The organism is Rhodococcus sp. WB9, from assembly GCF_007558985.1.
In the GTDB taxonomy this organism is placed as follows: domain Bacteria; phylum Actinomycetota; class Actinomycetes; order Mycobacteriales; family Mycobacteriaceae; genus Rhodococcus_F; species Rhodococcus_F opacus.
Window position 1 is genome coordinate 4,687,857 of the sequence record NZ_CP041769.1, and the last position, 17,633, is coordinate 4,705,489.

Genomic DNA, 17,633 nt, shown 5'->3' on the forward strand with positions numbered 1-17,633 from the left:
TCTAGCTTTCGCCCATGCGAACTCGTCTGGATTCAGCCTTCGAACGCGCGTGCCGGATGATCGGTACCACCACACACCGCCGCCTCGGGGAAGTGCGTGCAGCAGAGTCCGTGGCGTTCGCGCGGGCGTCGGCGGAGCACGATCGTCGATTCCTCGACCCCGGCCGGGAAGACTTCCGGGTCCACCCGATGTACCTGCCCAGCCTGCTGCGAGGACCGGATGGCGCCGACACCGCTGAGTATCGCCCCGACGGCATGTTCGCCGATGAAGTGCCCGGCACGGCCGGGCAGGACGTGCGCCTGTTGGCGGGAGGGCAGACCATCGAGTTTTGTTCGACTCCCCCGCTCGGCGTGCCCCTCGAGGTCACACGCACCGTGAACGGTGTCGACTGGAAGAGCAGTGATGGCGGTGAGTTCCTTCTGATCACCGTGTCCAAGACCTACCGCGTCACGGGATCGGTCACGCTGGCAATTGTCACGGAACGGTTCATCGTCCGATGACGCCCAGTGGCGGATGGATGGTCGGCGATGCTATCGAACAGGTTGCGCTGCAGTGCGATCCGGTCCGGATTCTACGTTTCGGTGCAACCACCCACAATGCACACCGCATTCACTACGACACCGACTACGCCCGTGCCGAGGGCCTTCCCGACCCGGTGGTGATGGCTCAGCTGCAGGGGACGCTGTTCTTCCGGGCCGCCGCCCGCCTCGCCGGCGAGGTCGGTGTGGTGACGTCCGTGACGTGGCGCAACCGAGCGCCCGCCCCCGTGGGGTGTGTCCTGACGGTCAGCGGAACCGTCACCCGGATCGAGGGTGACTCGATCGAGGTCACCCTCGTCGAACACGCCGACGACGGGGCATTGTGCGCGGAGGGCAGCGCGGTGATCACCACGACACCTCGATCGTCACGGCGGTGAACCCGGTCTGCTGAGCGAACCGGATTTGTTGAGGTGCACGGCGATCGATCGGAAGATCTCCTGCATCACTTGATCTCATCTCGAGAGGACTTCACATGACTGGTGTCGAGGCGCCGGAGAACTCGCAGGTTCTCCCGGAGAGGCCGCGCGCGGCCGGTCGGCAGGACTGGACCGCCTGGCCTCGATACAACGAGGCAGGCAGTGGTTACCGCGGATACTGGTACCCGGTGACGTGGGCGAACCATGTAACAGGTGAGCCGACGAGCCACACCATCTGCGGCGAGAAGCTCGCGCTCATTCGCGACGCAGGCAAGGTCTACGCACTGCATGACCGCTGCCCCCATCGTGGCGTCCCGCTGTCGGAGGGCGATCAACAGTTCCCGGGGACCGTCAGCTGCCCCTATCACGGGTGGACGTTCCGGCTCACCGACGGCAAACTGGCCGCCGTCATCACCGACGGGCCGGATTCGAAGATCTGCGGCAAACTGTCCGTGCAGACCTACTCGGTGGAAGAACGCCTGGGCCTGGTCTGGGTGTACATCCCGATCGGCAACGAGCCCGTGCCGTCGATCGACGAGCAGTTGCCCCGTGAGCTCGTCGAGAACGAAGGCGTCGTCGGGGGCCGGATCCAACCGCGGGGCGGCAATTGGCGCTTCGCCTGCGAGAACGGATTCGACGAAGGACATGCGAAGTACCTGCACCGCACCGCGTTGTGGCGGTTGTTCAAGCCGATGCCGACGTGGAACATCACCAGCATCGTCCCCGAAGGCCCGTGGATCTACCGGGTCCAAGACGAGGTCTACTGGGAGGCCGATTTTCCTGGCGTCGGGAAGTGGACGAACAAGCGCTGGTGGAAGAAGAAGCCCGACGAGAGCCAGATCTCGCAGATCGGCAACGTCGGCGCCGGCGTGAAGGTGAATCCGGTGATCGCAGCCCAGAACTTCCCGGGCTTCGCCTCGTTGTCGATGCCGGGTGTGCTGCGGATCGCCTATCCCAACTTCATTCACTACGAGTTCTATGTGCCGGTCGACGAGGATCACCACCAGTACGTGGGACTCATGGTCAACTTCGAGACCGGGGTGAAGAGGCTCGGCTTCTACGCCAAATACCTCGGTGCCGTGCGGTGGCTGTTCCACGGCCAGTTTTCGGGCCAGGACGAGTGGATGGTCCGCGTCACCGACGCTCCGCCGGAGAAGCTGTACCGACCCGACGTCTCGCTCACCACGTGGCGCAATCTCGCCGAAAAGGAATATGGGGAGAAGATTGCGGCTGCAGTCGCTTTCGCGCCGGCAACACCCGATCGACCGGTTCGTGAGCGCCGTGCCTCCGCGGCGCGGAAGACTGCGCAGCCGGCGACATCCACCGAGTCGGCCAATGGGGCGAGCGCACCCACTGCGGCCGACGCCGACTAGAGGAGAATTTCGATGTTCAAGACTCTGACCGGCGTGACGTTCGGTGTCCTGCTCGCCACCGGCGTGCCGAGGGCATGGCGTTTCGTCGCCGCACGCAGCAACACCCAGGTTCACCGGATCAACTTGTGACGGCCGCAACCGCAACCCCGCTCGCGGGCCTCGACGAGCAGCGCCGTACCTGGACCGAACAGGCGTGGGCGACGGTCGATCGGGAGCGATTACGGAAGCTGATCATCGGCCTGGTGGACATCGCCAGCCCGACCGGCGACGAAGCGCAACTCGCACAACACATCACAGAGACGTTCACGGCCAGCGGCATCGAAGCGCACACGATGGATCTCGACGACCGCCAAGCCAACTCGTGGGCACGGCTGCGCGGTGACGGGTCGGGGCCGGACCTCATGCTGTACGCCCCGATCGACACCGTCACCAGCGGCAACAGCGAGGAAGACGTGCCCTGGGCGGCGGAGACGCTCCGTCCCGACATGACGGCGCGAGCCGACAGCGAGGGCGACTACGTCATCGGCCTCGGCGCTTCGAATCCCAAGGGGCATGCCGCCTGCGTCATGGCGGCGATCGAAGCAGTGCACGCTGCGGGCATACCACTCACCGGCGACCTTATCGCGGGTTTCGGAGCCGGGGGAATGCCGACGAACCCTCGTCCGGGCGTGGGAAATCCGCGCCGGAACACCGGCCAGGGCGTGGGCTGTTCGTTCCTGCTCGAACAGGGAGTCTGGGCAGATTTCGCGCTCATCGCCAAGCCCGGGTGGACGGTCTCATGGGAGGAGGTGGGCCTGGCCTGGTTCGAGGTCACCGTGCACGGCACCCACACTTACGTCGGATCCCGGCACCGGCTGCCGTACCGCAACCCCGTCGCACTGGCGGGCGAGGTGGCAGTACGCCTGGAGCGATGGTTCCCGCAGTACTCGCAGGCACACCGGAGCGGGCTGGTGCTTCCCCAGGGCATGGTCGCGAACATCCAGGGCGGGTGCGAGCGGACCGCCTCTTTCACCCCGGCTCAGGTGCGGATGATGGTGGATCTGCGCCTGAGCCCACGGACCACACCGACCGCCGCCAAACGCGAACTGGTCGACGCTGTGCGGCGGATAGCCACCGAACTGGACGCCCGCATCGACGTGGAGCAGATCCTATCGATCCCGGGCGAGTCGTCCGACGAGCGGATGTGGCTCTGCCGCAGTGCCGTAGCAGCCTGGGAGGCGGCCCAGGGCCAACCGCACCGCGCGGTGCACGACGCCAGTGGCGCAACGGACGCGAACATCCTGCGCAGCCGGGGCATCCCGACCATACGGGTCGGCATGCCCAAGGTGGTGGACGCACCGTTCGAGGTGGACTTCGCCATGGGGATGAACACCGTCGACCTGACCGAGGCCGAAAGGCTTACCCGATACCTGATCCGTGTTGCCGTCGACACGGCGACCCGCACACTCGAGGAAGTAGGAACAGGCTGATGGCCGAGATCGTCTTGGGGGTGGGTGCGTCGCACAGCACCCTCATGAACACCCATTGGGAGGAAACAACACACAAAGCCGAGGCGGAACGCTTCCGGGAGGCGCTGGTCACTGCGCGGGAGCGGATCGCCGCGGCGCGGCCCGACGTGGTGATCCTGCTTGGGTCGAATCACTTCAGAGGATTCTGGCTCGATCTCGTTCCGCCCTTCACGCTCGGCGTGGGCGAGTGCATCGCGAGCGGCGAGTCGGGTACCCCGAAGGGCCCGCAGCGCGTCGACGCCCACCTGGCCGGCCACCTCGCCGCGCAGGTGGTGGAGAGCGGACGGTTCGATCTCGCATTCTCCGCCCGCCTGCAGATCGACCACGGGCAGTCGCATGCCATCCAGTACCTGCTGGCCGACCTCGACGTGCCCATCGTGCCTCTGGTCGTCAATGTCTTCGCACCACCGCTGCCCACCTTCGGCCGCTGTCAGGCGCTCGCACACGCGCTCCGCGCGGCGCTCGACTCGTATCCGGAGGACAAGCGGGTGGTCGTGATCGCGTCCGGTGGTCTGTCGCACCGGCTGCCATGGCCGGACTGGCGTGATCCGCACGGTGAGGACGACGACTTCATGGTGCAGGCCTGGCTCGACGGTCGCGAGAACTGGTCGGACTACGACGTCCGGCGGCGGGCGATCATCCGCGCAGCCGAGGCGGCCATCTCACCGGAGTTCGACGACCGGATCCTCGATCTTTTCGAGACCGGCAAGGCGGCCGAACTCGCGGAGTTCTCGACCGACGAGGTCGACACCGAGGCAGGTAACGGTGCGCAAGAACTCCGCACCTGGCTCATGATGGCCGCGATGGTGAACTACGTTCCCGCGGAACGCCTTGCCTACGAACCCATGCCGGAATGGCTCACGGGGATGGGCGTCGTCGTCCTCGATCCCACCACTCGGCCGCTCGCGCCGTGACTCGTCAACCCTTCACACTCGACAAAGGACACACACATGACAATCTGGAACGAACTCGCCGGACTCGACTTCGCGGTCAAGACGGTGGACGCCGCCGGAGTTCCCACCCGGTCGCTACAGGCCGGCGCGGGCGAGGAGGCAGTGATCTTCCTCCACGGCACCAGCGGTCACCTGGAAGCCTTCGCGCGAAACATCGCCGCACATGCTCCGTACTACGAGTGCCACGCGATCGACATGCTGGGCCACGGCTACACGGGCAAACCGGATTACCCGTACGAAATTCCGCGCTATGTAGACCATCTCGTGAACTACCTCGACGCGGTCGGGCTGGACAAGGTCCACCTCGTCGGAGAATCGCTGGGCGGCTGGGTTGCCGCGTACCTCGCAAGTGAGCAGCCCGAGCGAGTGCTGTCGCTGCAACTGCTCGCCGCCGGCGGCACCGTCGCAAACCCCGACGTGATGCAGCGCATTCGCACTTCGACCACCAAGGCCGTCCAGAGCAACGACATCGAACTCACCCGTGCCCGGCTCCACCTGCTGATGCACGACCCGGTCAACGCCACCGAGGAACTGGTGGAGGCGCGGCACCGGATCTACCACCAGCCCGATTTCGTCGCCAACATTCACAACCTGCTGTCACTGCAGGACATGGACACACGTCAGCGAAACCTGCTCCGGCCCGATCGGCTCGCACGCATCCAGGCACCGACATTGGTCGTATGGGGCCACGAGAACCCCTTCGGGGACGTGCCGGAGGCCGAGAAGATGGCCGCAGACATCGCCGGTGCGCAGCTGCAGCTGTATCCGGAATGCGGCCACTGGCCCCAGCACGAGCAGGCGGCGCTGTACAACCCGCTGAGTCTGGAGTTCCTGGCGAAGGCGTCCGAGCGCGTGAAGAGCGTCGTCTGACCGGAGCCGACAGCACGAAACCGTGAAGCCGGCCGCGTCCTCGAGCGCGGCCGGCTTCGTGCATCGAGAGGTCGGCCATGAGTCTGCATTTACTCAGCTTCTCGTTAGTTCAACCGAGGACGGCAATCGGGTGCCCGCAGTGAAATCGGTGCCGGCGCCAGTCCTCCCCCACTCTTCGGACCGGCGTCGATGTACCGAACCCACGAGACGAGGCGGTTGAGGCTGCGGGGGCTACCGACCCGGATCGTTGCCATCGGAAATGCATCCCGCATCACGATATGGCACCGAGGTCAACGATCGCCGCATCAACGTGCTGGTACAGCCGAAGAGCCGAGCTGGCGAGCTCGGCTCTTCGGGTTGGCCATTCCTCCAGCGATCAGTCGACGCGTACCCCTTCGCTGAAGGCCGCTTTCACCTGGCCCACGAGTCGGTGGTTCGAGAACAGCTGGCTCGCGGTCATTGCAAGGATGAGTGAGCCGTCCAGCACGGCTTTGTCACCTTCCGGCGCTCCCGCATACTCCGCGGCTTCGCGGGTGTGCATTCCCAGTCCCGGGACGAACTCGATGTTGGGATGAATCGACGGGATGATCTGACTGACATTGCCCATATCCGTCGAACCCGGAAAGACCTCGGTACGTGGGGGTTCTGTTCGTCGACCGACGCGCGCGAAGTTTCGTTCGACAAGATCGCCGAGTACCGCATTCGGCTGTAGCGCTGCGTACGTAGGCGATTGCTGAATAATGGACACCTGCGTTCCGGTAGCGATGGCTGCACCGCGGGCGCAGTTCTCGACCCTTGGTTGGAGGTCGTCGACCAAGGCTCGGGTATCGGCGGCACGAATGTACGCTCGCAGCACGGACTTTTCCGGGATTACATTCGGCGCTTCTCCACCTTCGAGCACGATTGCGTGAACTCGCACGTCGCTCGGGAGCTGCTGGCGCAGAAGTCCGATCGCGTTCAAGGTGAGGACGGCGGCATCGAGTGCATTGACTCCGTGATGTGGAGTGACCGCTGCGTGTGCCGCCTTTCCGGTGAACTCGAAGTCGAGCGCTACGCGGCCCAGCGTGGTCATACAGGAAAGGTTCTCACCCGACGGATGCATCATGAGCGCAGCATCGATTCCATCCAGGCACCCTGCTTTGATGAGGTACTGCTTACCTCCGCCGCCTTCTTCTCCGGGACTGCCGACGACCAGCAGCCTGCCGACTGCACGCCCGTGATTTCGCATCCACGCCTGCACCGTCAAGGCCGCGCCCAGACCGATCGTCGCAATTACGTTGTGCCCGCACGCGTGACCAATCTCCTCCAGCGCATCGTACTCGAGGAAGAACGCGATCGTGGGACCGTCCGAGGCCGAACCGTATTCAGCGAGAAAGGCGGTCGGCAAACCTCCGACCCCGAGTTGTGTTGCGAAGCCCGCTTCCTCGAGTTTCGAGACGAGGAGGGCACTTGCGGCGGTCTCCTCAAATCGGATCTCTGGATTAGCGTGAATCTCGTGACTGATGTCGAGTAAACTATCGGCGTTCTCGTCGAGAAACTTGCGATGGAAGGCCTCGTCTTCGATGTCGATAGCTTCGTCGATTTCGCTGTTCGCGATTGTGCTCACAGATTTCCTTCCGGGTGTTCCTAGTGTGCGTCAGTTGAGGTATTCCCCTGGTCCGATGGGTAGTCCGAAAACTGTCCAGACGACAAACTGGAGCATCCAAATCAGATAGAACGTTGCAGCGTACGGAATCATCAGTGCGAAGACCGTACCCACGCCGGCCGTCTTGTCGTACTTCTGGATGTATCCGAGTGCTACCGCCAGAATCGGGCTGAGGGGCACCAGCATGTTGGTCGACGAATCTGCGATGCGATAAGCGAGCTGGGCGTAGGCAGGATTGACGTCGTGCAACATCATCATAGGCACGAATACGGGAGCCATGACTGCCCACAGCGCTGAACCACTCGAGATGACGAGACTGAGCACGATCGTCACGAGGCTCAGCATGATGAGAGCGACGACACCGTCGACGTCTAGAGCCTCGAGAAGTCCGGAACCCTGCACGGCCACCCAAAGGCCGAGGTTGGTCCACTGGAAATAGGCGATCGTCTGCGCGACCGCGAAGACCAGAACCAGTATTCCAGCCAGATCTTTCGCCGATTCGATCATCAACTTAGGGACGTCACTACTGCTGGTGATCGTTCCCACTGCAATTCCGTAGGTTATGCCGACCGACACGAAGAACAGAAAAATGATCGGAACGAGGGAGTCCATGAATGGCGAAGTGATGATGGAACCACCTTCGCCGCGAAGAGCCGCGTTGGGTGGTGCCACGAGTGCAATCACAACCGCGGCATACAGAAGCGCGACGAGTCCCGCGTTACGCAACCCGCGACGCTGATCCGCGGTGATCAAGAATTCGGAATCGTCACGGTCGGATCCACTGCCATCGTAGGGACCGAGTCGAGGCTCGACCACCTTCTCGGTGATGAGGACTCCTACGATGGTCAAGATGAGAGTCGATGCGGACATGAAGTACCAGTTCGATACCGGAGTGACGACCACCGAACTGTCGACGATTCCCGCTGCGGACGTGGTGATTCCAGACAGTAGTACGTCGGTGCCGGCGACAATGAAGTTGGCGGAAAAACCTGCGCCTACCGCTCCGAACCCGGCTGCCAAGCCTGCTATCGGATGCCGCCCCACCGCCAGGAACAACATGGCCGCCAACGGGGGAATGACGATGGCTGCCGATTCAGAAGCGATGTTACTGACGATGCCGACGAAGATAACCACGAACGTCAGCATTCTGGGAGACGCCCGCACGACAATGGCTTTGAATGCGATCTCCAGCAGGCCGACTTGATTGGCCAATCCAACTCCGAGGAGCATGACGATGACCAGGCCGAGCGGCGGGAAGGACAAGAAATTGTCCAGCATGGTTGTCAGTGCGAACTCGAGTCCATCCGCGGATAGCAGGTTCTGGATGTCAACCTGTTCCTGCGACTTGGGGTCGATGACAGTCGCGCCGGCGAGCGACGCAATCAACGACAAAATGGCTATCGCAACCGCCATGTACAGGAAGAGTATAAAAGGGTGCGGGAGTCGGTTCCCCACCCTCTCCACTCGGTTCAGTACGTTCCCGGGCAAATTCTTCGTGTACTGCCTGATGATGCTCGTCATATGCAAGACTTTCATGTCAGTTTCGCTGGGCGGGCCGAAAGGCTCGATGCTGGGTTGGGGGCAGGAGGCCGTGTTCCGCGGCCGCTCGTCCTCGGGTCTCGACGTCGCCGCCATCCCGTTTGGCAACTTCGGATTCCGGGACCAGCCACAACTGTTCATCGGTTCAGATGCGGACACGAAGCCTGCGCGTAGGCACGTTCAGAACTCCATACATGGCCCTCGCCTCTCTGTGGTGTGGATCACCCTGGGCGACGAAAGTTAACACTGGGGCCGTACGGATGCGAACCTTCGTGGTCCGCAGAGCGGACTACAGGTGCCCGGCGGCCGTTGTATCGTTCGCAAGGGTGGCCAGCCAGGGTTGCGCAGGGAGAGGGCATCGACGCCGTTGGCTTCGATCAGTCCGCGCTCCACAGCGATTTCTCCGTCTCCGCGTCCGGTGGATGGTGATTCCTTCACCAGTTCCGCGTTGGTTGCGTACTCGAGCAGCGAAACCAAGGCAGTAGCAACAACGGCGGATCTCTCGACTGTCTCCTCCAGTTCCGAAGCCAAAGACGAGGGGACACTAGCTATTTCGTGAAGGCGCTCGATGGCGCGATCACCGTACACAGGGTGAACGTTGATCACTGCCCCCAATCGCGGTCCGCCGATGAGATGCCTGCGCCCGCCGAATCGGGTCGAGGAGGAATTGATCCGCGAACTACGCTTGCCGGATCTCCTTACCGGCGTCGATGACCGCACCGGCGCGTTTCTCATCAAGATGCCCGAGCTGTAGGTTCGTCTCGCGCGCCGCTCGCTCGATCATCGCCGACGCCGAGATCAGCAGAGGAAACTGCCTCGTGGTCGTTCCTGCGATCGCGAAATTCTCCACGCCACGTGCGGTATGTACTCCGCAGAAGGCGTGACTCCGCACCGGCATTTCACCGAAATGTGTCGCGCTCGATACGAAAGGCTCGGGTCATTAGTTCCGTACTCGTCAGTTCCGTACTCGTCGCGATGTTCCGTACGCGTAAATTCTACGACTCGGTCCGCACGGTGGACCCGGTTGATTCACGCCCCATCGAGGTGGCATTAGGTTTCTTCACCACAACCCCACAAATGAGGTCCAGATCACAATAGGAGGTGTACAAACATGGCCTGGCGATCGATACTCGGCAAGGTGACACTTGCCTCAGCGGCGGTGGTTCTCACGGTCTCGACCGGGGCGTGCAGCCGCCCCGCCACGCAGACCGCCGCCGATTCCGCCGGCGGTCCGCTCCGGATCGCCGTGGGCATCGACGCGTCGTACGCGCCCTTCTTCGTCGCCGACCAGGAGGGCATGTTCGCCGATGCCGGCCTCGACGTCGAGCTGATCCAGTTCGGCCGGGGCGGCGAAGCCGTCGACGCGCTCGCGACCGGCCAGGTCCAGCTGGCCGGCAGTTCGGACACCACGACGATCGCGCAGCTACGCCAGAATCCGTCCCTGCGGGCGCTGTATTCGTACGAGGTGTCCGGCGACTACCTCAAGGTGGTGTTGCGTAACGGGGTCGACTCGGCCGTTGACATCCGCAAGATGGGCATCGTCCCGGGGCTGAGCCAGATCTCGACCGACAGATACCTCCAGGCCAACGGAGTTCCTGCCGGGTCGGTCGAGATGGTCTCCGCCACCCCCACGGACATGCCGGCGCTCCTCGACCGCGGTGACATCGACGGATACGTCCTGTGGGAACCGTGGCCGGCCACCGCGCTCGCGCAGGGCAGCGGGTACGTCGCTGCCGTCACCGGTGACTTCGATTGGTTCTACCACCACTGGGCGATCACGACCGAGCCCTGGCTCGACAAGAACGAGGGCACCGCCCGTGCGGTTGCCCGGGTGCTCGTCGAGGCCACCGCGCGGGTGGAGTCCGATCCTCGAACCGCCGCCGCCGCGACCAGGAAAGCCGTCAACGTCGCCGACGATCAGACCGTCACCGCGGTCGACGAGATCGACTTCGGCGTCGAGAACCTGACCGACAAGAGCATCGAGTCCGCACAGTCGATCGTCGACTTCTACGAGAAGATCGGCGTTCTCTCCGAGCAGCCGGATCTGGCCTCGGCCATGCTGCTCGATTGGTACCAGGAGGAAAAGAAATGACCGTCCCCACACGCGGCACAACCGCGGTCCCCAGCGGCGGCACGACCGCCGTTGCATCGGGCGGCCCGGCCGCCGTGCCCACTTCGGGCAGAACCGTCACCGGCGTCCCCGTCGAGGTCCGCGATCTGGGCATCAGTTTCGGAGCTGCCGAGATCGTGTCGGGAATCGACCTCGAGGTGCGACCGGGCGAGTTCGTATGTCTGCTCGGCCCGTCGGGGTGCGGCAAGTCGACACTGTTGTCCGCGATGGCCGGCTTCATCGAGCCCCGCGCCGGCGAGATCACCTGCAATGGCGACGAGGTGAACGGCAGCAACCCGCACGCCGGCATGGTCTTCCAAAGTTCCGAGGCCCTGTTCGAGTGGATGACCGTGACCCAGAACGTCGCCTACGGACCCAGGATGCACGGAGCCAACAAGGCCGACCAGGCGCGCATCGCCGCCGAGTACCTCGCGATGGTCGGGCTCCCACACGCGGGGAAGAAGTTTCCGGCACAGCTGTCGGGCGGTATGCGGCAACGGGTTCAGATCGCACGAGTGCTGGCCAATCAACCGTCGCTGGTGTTGATGGATGAACCCTTCGGCGCACTCGACGCTCAGACCCGGCAGGTCCTGCAGGTCGAGCTCGACAGAATCTGGCGGCACACCGGGTGCACCGTCGTGTTCGTCACACATGACATCGACGAGGCCTTGACGCTCGCCGACCGTGTGGTGGTGATGTCAGCCGGACCCAAGGCGCGAATCAAGAGCATCTACGAGGTGCACGCACAGCGCCCACGGGACAGGGCGCACCCCGACGTGATCGACATGTACGAGAAGTTGCGTGACGACATCCGCGCCGAGGTCGTGGCCTCGCTCCGCAATCAGGGCATCGAGGAGGACCAGCTATGACCGCAGCGGTACAGAACACCGTCCCCACGCGCAGCGAACGAGCGCAACCGGCCCGAACGAGACGCTCGAGCGCAGGCGGGGCTGCCCTGCGCACGGCGGCGCTGTGGGTCGCTTCCGCGGTCATCGGTCTAGGGGTGTGGTCATTCCTCGCCTGGTGGTACGGACCGACGACCATCGCCTCTCCCGCTCAAGTCGTCACAGCAGCAAGGGAACTGGCGGAAAGCGGTGTCCTCTGGACATCGATCTGGGCGTCGGCCCAGCGCATTCTGGTCGGGTGGAGTCTCGGCGTCGTGATCGGCGCCCCCGTCGGCATTCTCATGGGCCGCGTCAACCTCGTTCGTCAACTGCTCGACCCGTATATCGAATTCTTCCGTTTCATCCCCCCGATCGCGTTCGTGACATTGGCGGTGGTGTGGTTCGGCATCGGTGAGACGTCCAAGACAGTGCTGATCTTCTACACGTCGGTGTTCATCGTCACCGTGAGCACAATCGCCGCGACCGTCGCGATCAGCGAGAACAAACTGCAGGCCGCCGCCAACCTGGGAGCCGGCAAACTGCAGATCATGAAGACGGTGGTGCTGCCGTCGTCGGTGCCGGGCATCGTCACCGGCGCCCGTCTCGCGATGGGCAACAGCTTCCTGACCATCGTCTCCGCCGAGATCGTGGCAGCCGACCACGGCATCGGCTCGATGATCTGGCAGGCCCGGAACTACGGGCGCATCGACTGGACGTTTGTGGGCATCATTGTGCTCGGGATCATGGGCTTTCTGTTCGACCGTGTCCTGAGGGTGTTGTCGGGCCGGTACCTGACGCGGTACGGCGTCAAGTAGTAGTCCTCGCACCGTTACCCGGTGCACAGAGCACCGGGTAACGAGGCGTCGGACGACTCCGGCGTCGATAGAACAGCACTGCAGGCGGGTCCACCGGCGTTTCTCCTTCGCCGGTGGACCCGCCTTTCCGTGTTCGTGTCCGTTCGTGTCAGCGGCAGGAATGAACACAGTCTGCTGACCGGACCGGTTTCATTTATCCGGCGCGGCAACATGATTAACGTTGCCGGCATGAACGCTTCGCTCAACGCGTCGACCGGCACGGACCTCGACGTCGACATTCTCATTATCGGTGCCGGCCCAGCCGGTCTCTACGGTGCGTACTACGCCGGCTTCCGCGGACTCCGGGTCGCCGTTCTCGACGCTCTTTCCGAGCCCGGTGGCCAGGTGAGCGCGATGTACCCGGAGAAGGCGATCCTCGACATCGCGGGCTTCCCGTCCGTGAAGGGGCGGGATCTCGTGAACGGATTGCTCGCGCAAGCCGCGCCGTTCGATCCGGCGTATCTGCTCGACGAGCAGGCCCGGACACTGAATCACGCCGAAGACGGACGAGTCGTGATCGCGACGAGCAAAGGTCGCACCGTCACCGCCGGTGCGGTCGTGATCACCGGCGGGATCGGGACATTCACGCCGCGCCCTCTCGTGAAGGGGCTCGATTTCGTCGACCGCGGTCTCAGCTACTTCGTGCCCGACCTTTCCGCGCACACCGGTAAGGACGTGGTAATCGTGGGCGGCGGCGACAGCGCCTTCGACTGGGCGGCCCATCTCGAGCCGATCGCGTCGTCGGTAACCCTGGTGCATCGTCGCGACAAGTTCCGTGCTCACGCGGCGACGGTGACGAAGGTCCGCGAGAGCACTGTGCGCATGCTGGTCAATGCGGACATTGTCGCGGTCCGCGGCAACGGATGGGTCACGGAGGTGGACGTCGCCCACAAACTCGACGAGACCACCACCACGTTGCCGGCGCAATCCGTCATCGCCGCTCTCGGGTTCACCGCCGACCTCGGACCGATGATCGAGTGGGGACTCGAGATCGATTCGCGCCACATCGTCGTCAACACCCGAATGGAGACCACCGTGCCGCGCGTGTACGCGGCCGGCGACATCACCGACTACCCGGGGAAGGTTCGTCTCATCGCCGTCGGATTCGGTGAGGCCGCGACCGCAGTCAACAACGCCGCGGCCGTCCTCGATCCAGACGCTGAGATCTTCCCGGGCCATTCCACGGAAAAGGAGAGCTGAAATGGCATTCGTCATAGGCGAAGCGTGTATCGACTACATGGATCGCTCCTGCATGGAGGAGTGCCCGGTCGACTGCATTTACGAGGGCGGGCGCAAGCTCTACATCAATCCGAACGAGTGCATCGACTGCGGCGCCTGCGAACTCGCCTGCCCGGTCGAGGCGATCACGGTGGATCGGAAGGCAAACCCCGACTTCAAGGAGGACGCGAAGCGTTTCTTCCTCGAGGTCCTGCCGACCAGAGCGGAGCCGGTGGGCAATCCGGGCGGCGCCGCGAAGATCGACGTCATCGGCGTGGACACCCCGATGGTCACGGCCTACTGATGGCGATCCGGTTCGGATACGCCGACACGAGGTTCGGGCAACTGCACTATGCGGAATCTGGCAGTGGCCTGCCGCTCCTCCTGCTGCATCAGACCCCGCGGTCCTGGGACGAGTTCCGCGAGTTGATCCCGCTCCTGGCGGACGAGTTCCGGGTTCTCGCCCTGGACATGGTGGGATTCGGAGCGAGTGCGTCACTCGCTCCGCCGCAGACGATCGAGGCGTTCGCCGACGCCGCCTGGGAATTCCTCGACGCCGTGAACGCCGGACCGGTGGCGGTCCTCGGGCATCACACCGGCGCCGCGGTCGCGATGGAGATGGCTGCCGGCCGCCCCGGGCGAGTCGAAGCCGTGGTGCTGTCCTCCTGCCCATGGACGGAGGGCAACAACGAATCGGGTTCGGGAAGCGTGGACCGCGCCGTCCGCAAGCCTGACGGCAGCCACCTGCAGACCCTGTGGAACCTGAGACGACCGTATTACCCAGCCCCGGCAACGGATTTGCTCGACCGCTTCCTGCGCGACGCCCTCGCGCACGGTGTCGATCCCGCCGAGGGACACCGTGCCTGCGCTCGTTACGACATGGCGGACCGCATCGGAGCGGTCACGGCGCCGGTGCTGCTGCTCGCTGCCGGTGCAGACCCGTTCTCGATGCCCCACCTACCGACGTTGAGGAAACAGTTCACCGGGGCGCGGGTCGTGCTCGAGGAGGTGATCGAGGACGGGACCGTTGCGTTGATCGAGCGCGAGGCACCGCGGGTGGCTACTGCGGTCCGGTCCTTTCTGAACTCACCGAACGTGCGGGCCGTGCCCGAAAATTTGGGACGGGTCCGGTGACCGGACCCTGTGGCGTGCGTCTCGCCATCGTCCAGCCCTAGCGTGGCTGTGATCGGGACGAATGCCCCGCCAACCGCCAGGAGGCAGCAGTGACTACAGAGGCGCAGCATTCGGCCGGCCTCGGCCCGGTCGTACCGATCCCCCCGGCACACCGCGTTGCGGGACAGGACATGTCGTCCGTTCTCGGCAAGGCCCGGCTCATTCTCGACGCGTTCGGGAGCGAGCACAGCGACCTCTCGCTCACCGAACTCGCACGTCGAAGTGGTGTCGCGAAGGCGTCCGTGCACCGGCTGGCCGGCGAACTCGTTGAATGGGGACTCCTCGAGCGGGCGGGCACGAAGTACCGTTTGGGCCTGCGGTTGTTCGAACTCGGACAGCTCGTCCCCCGGCAGCGCATCCTGCGTGACGCCGCCCTGCCCTTCATGGAAGACCTGCTCCTTGCAACGCAGGAGACGGTGCACTTCGCGGTTCGGGACGGCATCGACGTGCTCTACATCGAGAAGATCGTCGGTCACCGCGGATTGCAACAGCAGTCGCGGGTGGCGGGCCGGTTGCCGCTGTACTGCACCGCGACCGGGAAGATGATCCTGGCGTTCTCGCCACAGGCGGTGTTCGACGAGGTGATCGAGCAAGGATTCACCGCCCTCACCGCCCGCACCACGATGTCGGTCGCCGTCCTGCGCCAGCAACTCGACCGCATGCGCAACGAGCAACTCGCAGTCGAAGTCGAAGAGACCCGCATCGGCTACATGAGTGTTGCGGTGCCGGTGTTCAGCGGACCCCGCACCCTCGCCGGAGCCCTGTCGGTAACAGGTCCGACGGCGCGGCTCAACGTCAGCCGGGTTGCCGGCGCCCTACGAACCGCGGGCATCGGGATCTCCCGAGCACTTCACGCGATGCGCTGCGCATACTCGGCGACCGACTTCGCCGGCGCCGGGGCGTGCACACCCGCGATGTGCTCGTTCAACGGGTGCGGCCGGTAACCGGTGGTTCGAGGCGGCTGCCGGGTCACCGAGACGGGACGGCGTCGGCATCCCAGGTGCCGCGGCCGACCCCACGCGAACGGAGTACCTCCTTGCGGACCTTGCCGGTCTCGGTCAACGGCAGTTCACTGACGAAATCGATGAACCGCGGCAGAGCGTAGTACGCCAGTTGTGGTGCCGCATGGTGCCGTAGGTCCTCGGGGCTCGCCTGCATTCCTTCCCGGAGGACCACGGCAGCCATCACTTCGTCCTCGGCGAGTTCCGACGGCACCGGGAAGACCGCGACCTGCGCGACCGCCGGATGCCGGGCCAAGGCCTCCTCGACCTCGGCCGAGGAGATGTTCTCGCCGCGCCGTCGGATGACGTCGCGGACGCGATCGACGAATCGATACCAACCGTCGGGTTCCCGGACTACCCGGTCACCGGTGTAGATCCAGTCGTCCGCTACGCGGGGAGGCTCGGACAGGTATCCCGTGGCAAATCCTCCGGGAAGGTCTGTGCGGACGACGAGTTCGCCGGGAACGCCGTCCGCGACGGTGGCGCCGGCGGCGTCGACGACCTTCGCGTCGTAGCCGTCGCGCACCGTTCCGAGACAGCCGGGTCGGCGATCGCCGGGCACAGTTCCGAGGACGAGGTTCGTCTCGGTGGTGCCGTAGCCGTCGACGAGTTCGACGCCGAAACGCTCACGAAAGGGAGTCCACAGGCGGGCCGGAGTCGCCGGCGCCAGGGCGCGGGTGGCGCGGTGCTTCTTGTCGTCCGTGCCGGGTTCCCGGCCGGTGAGCATCGCGACCATCGCACCGAGCAGGTAGATCACGGTGGCGTCGCTGTCGGCCACCTGCGCCCAGTATCGCCGCACCGAGAAATGTTCGCCGAGCACGAATGTTCCTCCCGCAACCAGCGCCTGGAACAGTGTGTTGAGCGCATTCGTGTGGAACAGAGGAAGGCCGTTGTACAGAACGTCGTCGGGTCCCAAGCCCAGGGAGGCTCCCACTCCTGCCCCCCACCACAGTGATTGAGCATGCGGGCAGCGGACCCCTTTCGGGTGTCCCGTAGTCCCGGACGTGAACAATATCGCCGCCGTGTCGAGCGCGGTTACCGCGGGGTCGGCCGCTCGTCCGGGAGTTCGGCTGTCGTCCGGCCCGGGAACGGACGAAGTGCCGAGTATCCAGGATTCACCGGTGAATCGTGTCTGCCGGAGCCGGGGCAGAAAGGTGGGCTCGATCAGCAGGTGGCCCGCCCCGGACTGCTCGAGCACGCTGTCGAGGGCGTCGCCACGCAGTGCTGTGTTCAACGGCACCGTGACCGCTCCGAGCCAACTGCAGCCGAGCAGCAGGTCGATCAATTCGATGCGGTTGGCGCACATCGCGGCCACCGCGTCACCCCGGCCGATCCCATGTCGGGACAGCGCCTCGGCCGTCGTTGCGGCTCGCTGGGTGAGTTCGCGATAGGACACCTCCACGTCCCCGGCCCGGACGGCGGGATGATCGCCCCGCTCGGTGGCACGCTGGACGAGGAGTGCCGGAATCGTCATCGCGGCCGGCAGTGGCAGAGAATCGGATTCGGGCGTCACGGGTGTCACCTTCCTTCGGCGAACGAGCGATGGCGGA

General features: G+C 64.6%; 17 protein-coding genes. 13 read left to right on the plus strand and 4 right to left on the minus strand.

The features are described 5' to 3' along the window. Positions 1–14: 14 nt before the first annotated feature. From FND50_RS21735 to FND50_RS21760, 6 genes are all read left to right on the plus strand, one after another. Positions 15–500, plus strand: a complete 486-nt coding sequence (locus FND50_RS21735) for a hypothetical protein (RefSeq protein WP_260850612.1) — start codon at positions 15–17, stop codon at positions 498–500. After that, on the plus strand, positions 497–916 hold the full coding sequence (locus tag FND50_RS21740) for a hotdog domain-containing protein (RefSeq protein WP_260850613.1): 420 nt from the start codon (positions 497–499) through the stop codon (positions 914–916). Before FND50_RS21735 ends, FND50_RS21740 begins: the two co-directional genes overlap by 4 nt. 95 nt (positions 917–1,011) lie before the next feature. After that, positions 1,012–2,328, plus strand: a complete 1,317-nt coding sequence (locus FND50_RS21745; RefSeq protein WP_144287071.1) for a Rieske 2Fe-2S domain-containing protein — start codon at positions 1,012–1,014, stop codon at positions 2,326–2,328. Between the two features lie 125 nt (positions 2,329–2,453). Then, positions 2,454–3,797 (plus strand): M20 family metallopeptidase, encoded by a 1,344-nt coding sequence (locus FND50_RS21750; protein ID WP_144287072.1) that lies wholly within the window; start codon positions 2,454–2,456, stop codon positions 3,795–3,797. After that, positions 3,797–4,750, plus strand: coding sequence for a catechol 1,2-dioxygenase (locus FND50_RS21755; RefSeq protein WP_144287073.1), 954 nt, complete (start codon positions 3,797–3,799; stop codon positions 4,748–4,750). The genes FND50_RS21750 and FND50_RS21755 overlap by 1 nt, the downstream gene beginning before the upstream one ends. Before the next feature lie 36 nt (positions 4,751–4,786). Continuing rightward, positions 4,787–5,659: an alpha/beta fold hydrolase gene (locus FND50_RS21760; RefSeq protein ID WP_005260591.1), complete on the plus strand. Its 873-nt coding sequence runs from the start codon at positions 4,787–4,789 to the stop codon at positions 5,657–5,659. 376 nt (positions 5,660–6,035) lie between these two features. Here the strand turns inward: FND50_RS21760 and FND50_RS21765 are convergent, their stop codons facing one another. The 3 genes from FND50_RS21765 to FND50_RS36245 all read right to left on the minus strand — a co-directional run bounded on the left by FND50_RS21765 (position 6,036) and on the right by FND50_RS36245 (position 9,693). After that, positions 6,036–7,265, minus strand: coding sequence for a M20 family metallopeptidase (locus FND50_RS21765; RefSeq protein ID WP_144287074.1), 1,230 nt, complete (start codon positions 7,263–7,265; stop codon positions 6,036–6,038). A gap of 30 nt (positions 7,266–7,295) precedes the next feature. After that, entirely contained in the window at positions 7,296–8,984 is a 1,689-nt protein-coding gene (locus FND50_RS21770) for an AbgT family transporter (protein WP_397494210.1), read from the minus strand. A 538-nt stretch (positions 8,985–9,522) separates the two neighbouring features. Continuing rightward, positions 9,523–9,693, minus strand: a complete 171-nt coding sequence (locus FND50_RS36245; RefSeq protein WP_186301124.1) for a hypothetical protein — start codon at positions 9,691–9,693, stop codon at positions 9,523–9,525. A gap of 288 nt (positions 9,694–9,981) precedes the next feature. On the opposite strand from FND50_RS36245, the gene FND50_RS21775 reads away from it, so the two are divergent. The 7 genes from FND50_RS21775 (at position 9,982) to FND50_RS21805 (ending at position 16,026) form a co-directional block, all read left to right on the plus strand. Further along, positions 9,982–10,935, plus strand: a complete 954-nt coding sequence (locus FND50_RS21775; RefSeq protein WP_260850614.1) for an ABC transporter substrate-binding protein — start codon at positions 9,982–9,984, stop codon at positions 10,933–10,935. Next, positions 10,932–11,822 carry an ABC transporter ATP-binding protein gene (locus tag FND50_RS21780; RefSeq protein WP_005562204.1) on the plus strand — a complete coding sequence of 297 codons (891 nt, stop codon included), beginning with the start codon at positions 10,932–10,934 and terminating at the stop codon, positions 11,820–11,822. Before FND50_RS21775 ends, FND50_RS21780 begins: the two co-directional genes overlap by 4 nt. Further along, a complete protein-coding gene (locus FND50_RS21785) occupies positions 11,819–12,652 on the plus strand; it encodes an ABC transporter permease (RefSeq protein ID WP_144287077.1) in 834 nt (277 codons plus the stop codon). The genes FND50_RS21780 and FND50_RS21785 overlap by 4 nt, the downstream gene beginning before the upstream one ends. A 228-nt stretch (positions 12,653–12,880) precedes the next feature. Continuing rightward, entirely contained in the window at positions 12,881–13,891 is a 1,011-nt protein-coding gene (locus tag FND50_RS21790; protein ID WP_144287078.1) for an NAD(P)/FAD-dependent oxidoreductase, read from the plus strand. A 1-nt stretch (position 13,892) separates the two neighbouring features. Beyond that, positions 13,893–14,213 (plus strand): ferredoxin family protein, encoded by a 321-nt coding sequence (locus FND50_RS21795; RefSeq protein ID WP_144287079.1) that lies wholly within the window; start codon positions 13,893–13,895, stop codon positions 14,211–14,213. Next, positions 14,213–15,043, plus strand: a complete 831-nt coding sequence (locus FND50_RS21800; RefSeq protein WP_144287080.1) for an alpha/beta fold hydrolase — start codon at positions 14,213–14,215, stop codon at positions 15,041–15,043. Before FND50_RS21795 ends, FND50_RS21800 begins: the two co-directional genes overlap by 1 nt. An 89-nt stretch (positions 15,044–15,132) precedes the next feature. Then, positions 15,133–16,026 (plus strand): IclR family transcriptional regulator, encoded by an 894-nt coding sequence (locus FND50_RS21805; protein WP_144287081.1) that lies wholly within the window; start codon positions 15,133–15,135, stop codon positions 16,024–16,026. A gap of 25 nt (positions 16,027–16,051) precedes the next feature. Here FND50_RS21805 and FND50_RS21810 read toward each other — a convergent pair whose 3' ends face one another. Continuing rightward, complete coding sequence (locus tag FND50_RS21810; RefSeq protein ID WP_144287082.1) at positions 16,052–17,596, minus strand: AMP-binding protein; 1,545 nt, start codon at positions 17,594–17,596, stop codon at positions 16,052–16,054. Positions 17,597–17,633 lie beyond the last annotated feature (37 nt).

Bases quoted from the DNA above. Each gene is read 5' to 3' on its own strand.
- FND50_RS21735 (WP_260850612.1), top strand. From the start codon at position 15: ATGCGAACTCGTCTGGATTCAGCCTTCGAACGCGCGTGCCGGATGATC.
- FND50_RS21740 (WP_260850613.1), top strand. From the start codon at position 497: ATGACGCCCAGTGGCGGATGGATGGTCGGCGATGCTATCGAACAGGTT.
- FND50_RS21745 (WP_144287071.1), top strand. From the start codon at position 1,012: ATGACTGGTGTCGAGGCGCCGGAGAACTCGCAGGTTCTCCCGGAGAGG.
- FND50_RS21755 (WP_144287073.1), top strand. From the start codon at position 3,797: ATGGCCGAGATCGTCTTGGGGGTGGGTGCGTCGCACAGCACCCTCATG.
- FND50_RS21760 (WP_005260591.1), top strand. From the start codon at position 4,787: ATGACAATCTGGAACGAACTCGCCGGACTCGACTTCGCGGTCAAGACG.
- FND50_RS21770 (WP_397494210.1), bottom strand. From the start codon at position 8,984: ATGAACAGTTGTGGCTGGTCCCGGAATCCGAAGTTGCCAAACGGGATG.
- FND50_RS21780 (WP_005562204.1), top strand. From the start codon at position 10,932: ATGACCGTCCCCACACGCGGCACAACCGCGGTCCCCAGCGGCGGCACG.
- FND50_RS21785 (WP_144287077.1), top strand. From the start codon at position 11,819: ATGACCGCAGCGGTACAGAACACCGTCCCCACGCGCAGCGAACGAGCG.
- FND50_RS21790 (WP_144287078.1), top strand. From the start codon at position 12,881: ATGAACGCTTCGCTCAACGCGTCGACCGGCACGGACCTCGACGTCGAC.
- FND50_RS21795 (WP_144287079.1), top strand. From the start codon at position 13,893: ATGGCATTCGTCATAGGCGAAGCGTGTATCGACTACATGGATCGCTCC.
- FND50_RS21800 (WP_144287080.1), top strand. From the start codon at position 14,213: ATGGCGATCCGGTTCGGATACGCCGACACGAGGTTCGGGCAACTGCAC.